We start from the raw sequence: 4609 nt of genomic DNA on the forward strand, positions 1-4609 counted from the left end.
AACATGGGACAAACCTGCATACCAGTCCATTCCAACATGGGACAAACCTGCATACCAGTCCATTCCAACATGGGACAAACCTGCATACCAGTCCATTCCGACATGGGACAAACTTGCATACCAGTCCATTCCGACATGGAACAAGCCTGTACATTATCCTGTTCCAACATGGAACACACCAGTATGGAAAGATATGGCATCTCCAGCTACTCCTTTGCAGATGAAAAATCTTGATGTTTTTGGCCAATTGCCAGTAGAATTCATCAATCATCCTTTGGTATCAACTATGCCTATTCATCCTGGAATGGAATCTCTTAAACCTTCTATCGCCGACGAGATTGCACTTGCTCACGCGATGGGCCAGACTTTACGTCCAATTCCAACTTATCATGTTCCTACACCTTTAGATTCATTTGTTCCTACAACAAGTGGCCTTTTGCCTAAAAATCTAGTTACTAAAACAACTGATTGTAACCCTTTTGCAGCTCCTTTGCAGCTTAAGCCTTCGTTTGAAAAATTCCCTGTTGCTGGAATTCCTGGTTACTCATCAGTGCAGACTCAAGGTACAATCAACCCTTTGTCAGACGTTCGCTACATTGATAACGCCACAGAGACAATCATTGATTGTTTTCTTCCTGGAGTAAACGCTGAAGGTTCAGAAGTTGTATCCGTAGGTGACGAAATTCGCGTTCGTTGTCCTTTAAAGCAGATTGGACCAGACATGCTCAACATGACTAAAGGCACTTTCTCATTACCTTTGCCTAAGCTTGGTGATGGTAGCCGTTTGCAAGCCCAGGCTAAAAACGACTTTTTGCGCATTACAGTTCCAACAGCTGCAAATGTTGCAAACCAAATCCAAAAGGTTAACCTAGCAAAAATCGGTTAATTCAACCAATTGCTAACGCAGATCTGACAAGGCTCCTTTTTCAAGGGGCCTTGTTTTTTTGTTCCCAAATTTGTTTTAAACGCGCATCTCTCCCACAATTCCACCGGTACAAACCATAACGCAGCGGATTTTTCTTAGCATAGTCTTGATGGTACGTTTCAGCCTTATAGAATTCACTAGCTGGTAAAACTTGGATTACTACTCCTTGACCTAACTGCCCTTCGATACTTTTCCTGGATTCTATCGCTTGCAGCATTTGCGTTTCATCCAAATAAAAAATAGCAGCTCGATACGAAGAGCCTTTATCACAAAACTGCCCCTGATCATCGAAAGGATCGATGTTGTGCCAAAAGATCTCAAGCAGCTGGCTGTAATTTATCTTGTTGGGGTCAAATTCTATTTTGACCGATTCATAATGGCCAGTCCCCCCTGCTGAAACATCCCTGTATTTCGGCTCTTTCACCGTTCCACCGGTGTAGCCAGACACCACATTAATCACACCGGGAACTTTGGCAAAATCGCTTTCCATACACCAAAAGCAGCCGCCGGCAAAGATGGCAGTAGATTGATCGGCATTCATCGAGTTTCCCTTCTGTACTGCTAGAATAAAGAAAAAAGTCAACAAGATCCTGTAGAAATTCTTCATCATTGCACCTTTGGCTCAGCATAAGTCCGCACAGGCTTTTGTGATCGAGGCACAAACACCAAGGCAAGCGAATTAATACAATATCGTTTGCCGGTTGGTTCTGGGCCGTCATCGAAAATATCACCCAAGTGCGAATCACAACGCCCACAACGTACCTCAACAACAGGTCCAAACCACCATCTCTGCTCTTTGACAGCCCGTATATGCGTCAAATCAATCGGTTGCCAAAAACTAGGCCAGCCGGTCTTTGAATGGTACTTGGTTTTAGAATCAAACAACGGATAATCCCCGCCACAACAAGCACAATAGTAAAGTCCATCTTCATAAAAACTATCATAGCGCCCAGAGCCTGCCCTCTCTGTCCCTTTTTCTCGGCAAATATGAAAAACTTCTGGTTTGAGAACACCTTTCCAAAAGGAAATTGGCTGCTCGCGATAATCAAAGGCCCCGAACACTGTCTGCACTTGCACACTCACCATCCATAGCCCTGCAAAACTGATCAAAATTATTTTAAGCATTCGCCCCCTTGTCAGAAGTCAGAGATCAGAGATCAGAGATCAGAGATCAGAGATCAGAGATCAGAGATCAGAGATCAGAGATCAGAGATCAGAGATCAGAGATCAGAGATCAGAGATCAGAGGTCAGAGATCAGAGGTCAGAGATCAGAAATCAGAAATCAGAAATCAGAAATCAGAAATCAGAAATCAGAAACAACTAATGCAACGTGGCACAAAATGAGCATCAGAGCAAGCATAAACCGGCACTACAAAGCCCCTATGATTTCTGACCTCTGATCTCTGACCTCTGATCTCTGACCTCTGATCTCTGATCTCTGATTTCTGACTATAGCGTTTTGCAATCGGTTATGCTAGGTTCATTTGTAGTTGGTTGTTGCGCAAACGTTAAGGATTTAAGGTTGTTACCCCAGTAGATGTCCCCTTCTCCTTTTTCTAAAAAAGATAGTCGTGAGTTTGGAATCCTGCGTGGGTTTTTCTGGCCGATTCATGCCTGGGAAGCCAAGAAATTTCTTCCCCTAGGCATCTTAATGTTTTGCACTGTCTTTATCTACACGGTGCTGCACGACACCAAAGACACCCTGATTATTACAGCCTCAAGCAGTGGCGCTGCTCTAATCCCATTCCTTAAAGTTTTTATCACCATGCCCGTTGCAATTTTATTTGTGGTGGTCTACAGCAAACTCTCCAATTTTATCAGCCAAGAGCGCTTGTTCTACGGTATTACGCTGTCGTTTCTAGGAATCCTTGGGCTGTTTGCCTTTTGGATGCACCCTAATAAAGAACTATTGCATCCCGATCCGCATTGGATTAAGTCCTTGCAACAGGCATACCCTCGATTGCAACATATTTTTGCCATGATGGAACTGTGGAGTTTTGCATTGTTTTATTTGATTTCGGAACTTTGGGGCGCTGTGGTGGTTACTCTTTTGTTCTGGCAATTTGCTAATGAGGTAACTCGAACGCGTGAGGCCAAGCGCTTTTATAGTTTCTTTGGCTTGATCGCTAATTTTTCTCTTATTTTTGCGGGCCTTGCCTCTAAGCACATGGCTGACATACGTGGTTGCTATCCGGCAGGTGTTGATATCTGGGTTATTTCAATTCAGCACATTGTCGTCATGCTTGTCAGTGTTGGCGTGCTGATGGTTGTTCTCTACCGTTGGATGCACGTGAACGTCTTAAATGATCCAAAGTACTATGACTGCTCATTAAACGAAGGATTACATCACTCAAAAGCCTCCTCGCCACCTCTGCGGCAAAGCATGAAAGTGATTTTCAAATCACGATACCTGGGGTATATCGCTTTGTTGATTATTGGCTATAACTTTTCCAACAACTTGTTGGACGTTGTTTGGAAAAGCCAGCTCAAAATCCAATATCCGGACCCCAATGATTACTGCATGTATATGGGAAATTTTACTATGATCATGGGATTTTGTACCATGGGCATGGTTGTTTTCTTTAAAGGCATCGTACGCAAGCTTGGTTGGTTTGCAGGGGCGATTGTATCTCCAGCATTCATGTTGCTGGCAGCTATACCTTTTTTTGGAGTCGTTTGCTTCCAAGACGCTTTTCTTGGGGTAAGCTCCTTTTTTGTGTGCACACCATTGATGTTGGCTATTGGTCTTGGTGCCTTTCAAGAAATTACCAGCAAAGGTAGTAAATATGCTCTGTTTGATCCCACCAAAGAAATGGCATACATGCCACTAACTAAGGAGCTGCGCATTAAAGGCAAAGCCTTTGTCGATGTAGCAGGATCAAAAATTGGCAAAGCCCTGAGTGGTTTCATGGCTGGAGCGCTTCTTATGACCACAGGCGCCCCCAATATTAGCCAAGCCACTCCCTTTTTTGCTATTTGCGTGTTTGTCATGATTGGGATATGGATGGTTGCGGTGTGGAAGTTGAACAAACTTTATAAAGAGAAACAATTGCAACATGAGCAGCAGGAAGCACAAATTCCCATTACTCCTATTGCAGTTGTAACAAAGCAGGCTCCAAAGAAAACCATGCAGAAAGTAGCCTGAGTTGCCTAGGTAACTAAGTTTTGGATAAGCCCTAATCCCTCCATATTCATCTTTGGCTTCCTTCCTTTCAGCTGATACGCAACGATGCTATACTCTCGTGAAATCAAAACCTCTAGCTTAATGATAGCGAGAAGCGCGCAGTTTACTTGGGTAAATGAGCACTTCGAGCGTATCAGGAAACAGAGGTTTTGATTTCACTTCAGTATAGCTAAAAGATTCACTCAGAAATTAGTAGGAGAACGATGCCGAGTATGGGAAATATTCATGTGGACTTTAAGAATATCAAATACAGTTTCCACTAAAAACCTTTTTCGTAGTAAAAGCTTTTCAATTAAAGGCATCAAATAGTTTTTCATATTTCGCCTAATACCTGTAATTAATTTCAAACCTCGCTTACATCTCAAGCTTTTATAATAAAATTTACTAAAATCCAACAGAAAATAAATGTTGACTTTATCTACAAGAAAGTTTTATAGATTTCTTCATAAGCTTTAACAGGCGGTATGAGTGAGTTGCAATGGATCTAAATCCAGCAACT

Annotated in this window: 6 protein-coding genes; 2 read left to right on the forward strand and 4 right to left on the reverse strand. The window is 42.7% G+C overall.

Annotation, left to right across the window (positions count from 1 at the left end):
* The coding region (locus ABFQ95_07660; GenBank protein ID MEN8237396.1) for a hypothetical protein at positions 1-200 on the reverse strand (200 nt) is incomplete at its 3' end.
* Between ABFQ95_07660 and ABFQ95_07665 the strand changes: the two genes are divergently transcribed.
* Positions 194-886, forward strand: a complete 693-nt coding sequence (locus ABFQ95_07665) for a hypothetical protein (GenBank protein MEN8237397.1) — start codon at positions 194-196, stop codon at positions 884-886. The two genes, ABFQ95_07660 and ABFQ95_07665, sit on opposite strands and share 7 nt — an antisense overlap.
* Positions 887-926: 40 nt before the next feature.
* On the opposite strand, the gene msrA is transcribed toward ABFQ95_07665, so the two are convergent.
* Entirely contained in the window at positions 927-1535 is a 609-nt protein-coding gene (gene msrA, locus ABFQ95_07670; protein ID MEN8237398.1) for a peptide-methionine (S)-S-oxide reductase MsrA, read from the reverse strand.
* On the reverse strand, positions 1532-2011 hold the full coding sequence (gene msrB, locus ABFQ95_07675) for a peptide-methionine (R)-S-oxide reductase MsrB (GenBank protein ID MEN8237399.1): 480 nt from the start codon (positions 2009-2011) through the stop codon (positions 1532-1534). Before msrB ends, msrA begins: the two co-directional genes overlap by 4 nt.
* 452 nt (positions 2012-2463) lie before the next feature.
* Between msrB and ABFQ95_07680 the strand changes: the two genes are divergently transcribed.
* Complete coding sequence (locus tag ABFQ95_07680) at positions 2464-4071, forward strand: Npt1/Npt2 family nucleotide transporter (protein ID MEN8237400.1); 1608 nt, start codon at positions 2464-2466, stop codon at positions 4069-4071.
* A gap of 221 nt (positions 4072-4292) precedes the next feature.
* On the opposite strand, the gene ABFQ95_07685 is transcribed toward ABFQ95_07680, so the two are convergent.
* Entirely contained in the window at positions 4293-4505 is a 213-nt protein-coding gene (locus tag ABFQ95_07685; GenBank protein MEN8237401.1) for a transposase, read from the reverse strand.
* Between the last annotated feature and the right edge of the window lie 104 nt (positions 4506-4609).

The organism is Pseudomonadota bacterium (assembly GCA_039714795.1).
Classification (GTDB): domain Bacteria; phylum Pseudomonadota; class Alphaproteobacteria; order JAGOMX01; family JAGOMX01; genus JBDLIP01.

Coding starts and splice junctions, on each gene's coding strand:
- ABFQ95_07680 (MEN8237400.1), top strand. CDS start 2,464: ATGTCCCCTTCTCCTTTTTCTAAAAAAGATAGTCGTGAGTTTGGAATC.
- msrB (MEN8237399.1), bottom strand. CDS start 2,011: ATGGTGAGTGTGCAAGTGCAGACAGTGTTCGGGGCCTTTGATTATCGC.
- msrA (MEN8237398.1), bottom strand. CDS start 1,535: ATGATGAAGAATTTCTACAGGATCTTGTTGACTTTTTTCTTTATTCTA.
- ABFQ95_07665 (MEN8237397.1), top strand. CDS start 194: ATGGCATCTCCAGCTACTCCTTTGCAGATGAAAAATCTTGATGTTTTT.